Consider the following 1,931-nt stretch of genomic DNA (forward strand, 5'->3'; position numbering starts at 1 on the left):
CCCTGGGAGAGCACGGGGCCGATGTCGGGCACCAGGCCCACGCCCAGCCCCTGGTCCACCATCATGGCCACGGCCAGCACCGAGTTCAGCTCCATGCGCTCCAGCGGCGCAATGCCCTGGGCGCGCAGGTAGCGGTCGGCCAGCCGGCCACCGGCCAGGGAGCGGTCGTAGCGCACCAGAGGCCGGGTGCGCAGCAGGGCCAGCGGGTCCTGCTGCGCATCCCGGGCGCGGCACAGCACGACCAAAGGCTCCTGGCGCAGCTCGGCCCAGCACACGGTCTTGGGCAGGTCGAATGAGGGTTGCAGGCAGATCAGCACGTCCAGCTCGGACTGGACCAGGGCCGTGTACAGCTCGGGCGTGAGGCCGGCACGCACGCTGATGCGCACCTCGGCGTGGCGCGCCACGAAGGCCCGCATCACGGCGGGCACAAAGCCGTGCAGCGCCGTGTTCACGGTGCCCAGCCGCAGCTCGCCGCCGTCCGCGTCGGAGGCCACCCACTCGCGCAGGCCCTCGAAGTCCTGCAGCAGCTGGCGGCCACGCTCGAACAGCCGCTCGCCCGCCTCGGTGGCGCGCACGCTGCGGCCATGGCGCACCAGCAACGGCGCACCCAGCTCGCCCTCCAGCACGCGCATTTGCTGGGCAATGGCCGAGGGGCTCAGGTCCAGCTGGCGAGCGGCTTCGGACATGGAGCCGGTGTCCACCACTCTCAAGAAATTGTGTATGTATCTCACGTCCATTTCACACATTTTCTTGAATCACAACGCAGATGCAACTGCTGTTTTCCCAGGCTGCGCTGCACCACACTGCGTGACAACGACTATTTCAGGAGACAGACGCATGGATTCCCGGCCCACCGCTCAAACCGCTCAAGCCTCTCAGACCTCTTTGCCGCGCCGGATGTGGCTGTCCACCGCCGCCGCCGCGCTGGCCGCCTGTGCGCTGCCGGCCTGGGCCCAAAAGCGCGGCAGCCGCCTGGTGGTGCCGTTTGCGCCGGGCGGCGGCAACGATGTGTTCGCGCGGCAGATGGCGCATGGCCTCAACGAGTCCTTCGGCTACGGGATGATCGTGGAGAACAAGGCCGGCGCGGGCGGCAATCTTGGCACGGAAGCCGTGGTGCGTGCGGCCGGCGACGGCAGCACCTGGCTGCTGGGCCATACGGGCACGGTGTCCATCAATCCCTCGCTGTATCCGGGCCTCAAGTTCAATGCGGCCACCGATCTGCAGCCGGTGGCCATGTTCGCCTCGTCGGCCCTGCTGCTGGTGGTGCCGGCTTCCTCGCCCGTGCGCAGCGTGGCCGATCTGGCCGAGCAGATGCGCAAGCGCAGCGGCGAGATGAACTACGCCTCCAGCGGCTCGGGCACGGGCGGCCACCTGACGGGCGAGATGTTCGCCCACGCGCTGGGCGCCAAGGCCATCCACGTGCCGTACAAGGGCACGGCCCCGTCGCTGACCGACCTGGTGGGCGGCAATGTGGACTTCAGCTTTGGCGTGATTCCCGCGGCCATGGCCCTGGTGAAGGCCGGCAAGCTGCGCGCCCTGGCCGTGACTGGCGCCAAACGCCAGCCCCAGCTGCCCGACGTGCCCACGGTGGCCGAGTCCGGCGTGCGTGCGCTGGCCGACTTCGAGAGCTCGCTGACCTACGGCATCCTCGCGCCCAAGGGCACGCCCGCCGAGACGGTGCGCGCGCTGGGGCGCGACGTCCTCAAGGTGGCGTCTGCCGAGTCCTTCCAGTCGCGCCTGGGCATCGAGGGCGCCGTGCCGCTGCTGGGCGATGGCGCGCAGTACGCGGCCCGCATCCAGGTGGAGAGCGCCAAGTGGGCCGCCGTGATCAAGGCCTCGGGCGCCACGGCCTGAGACCGGCAAGGACAGCATGTCATTGGTGAAGGACTATCTGGGCCCGGCCGACAGCGGCCACTGGTTTGCAGACGCGG

The 1,931-nt window shown here is 69.8% G+C and carries 2 protein-coding genes; one reads left to right on the plus strand and one right to left on the minus strand.

Features of this window, described 5'->3' with window-relative positions:
- Window positions 1–737: LysR family transcriptional regulator (locus L995_RS17785; RefSeq protein ID WP_047472831.1), on the minus strand; the 737-nt coding region annotated here is incomplete at its 3' end.
- A gap of 100 nt (window positions 738–837) precedes the next feature.
- Here L995_RS17785 and L995_RS17790 point away from each other — a divergent pair.
- Entirely contained in the window at window positions 838–1,854 is a 1,017-nt protein-coding gene (locus L995_RS17790) for a Bug family tripartite tricarboxylate transporter substrate binding protein (RefSeq protein WP_047472830.1), read from the plus strand.
- The last annotated feature ends 77 nt before the right edge of the window (window positions 1,855–1,931 follow it).

Source organism: Delftia sp. ZNC0008, from assembly GCF_000799035.1.
GTDB classification, from domain to species: Bacteria; Pseudomonadota; Gammaproteobacteria; order Burkholderiales; family Burkholderiaceae_C; genus Comamonas; species Comamonas tsuruhatensis.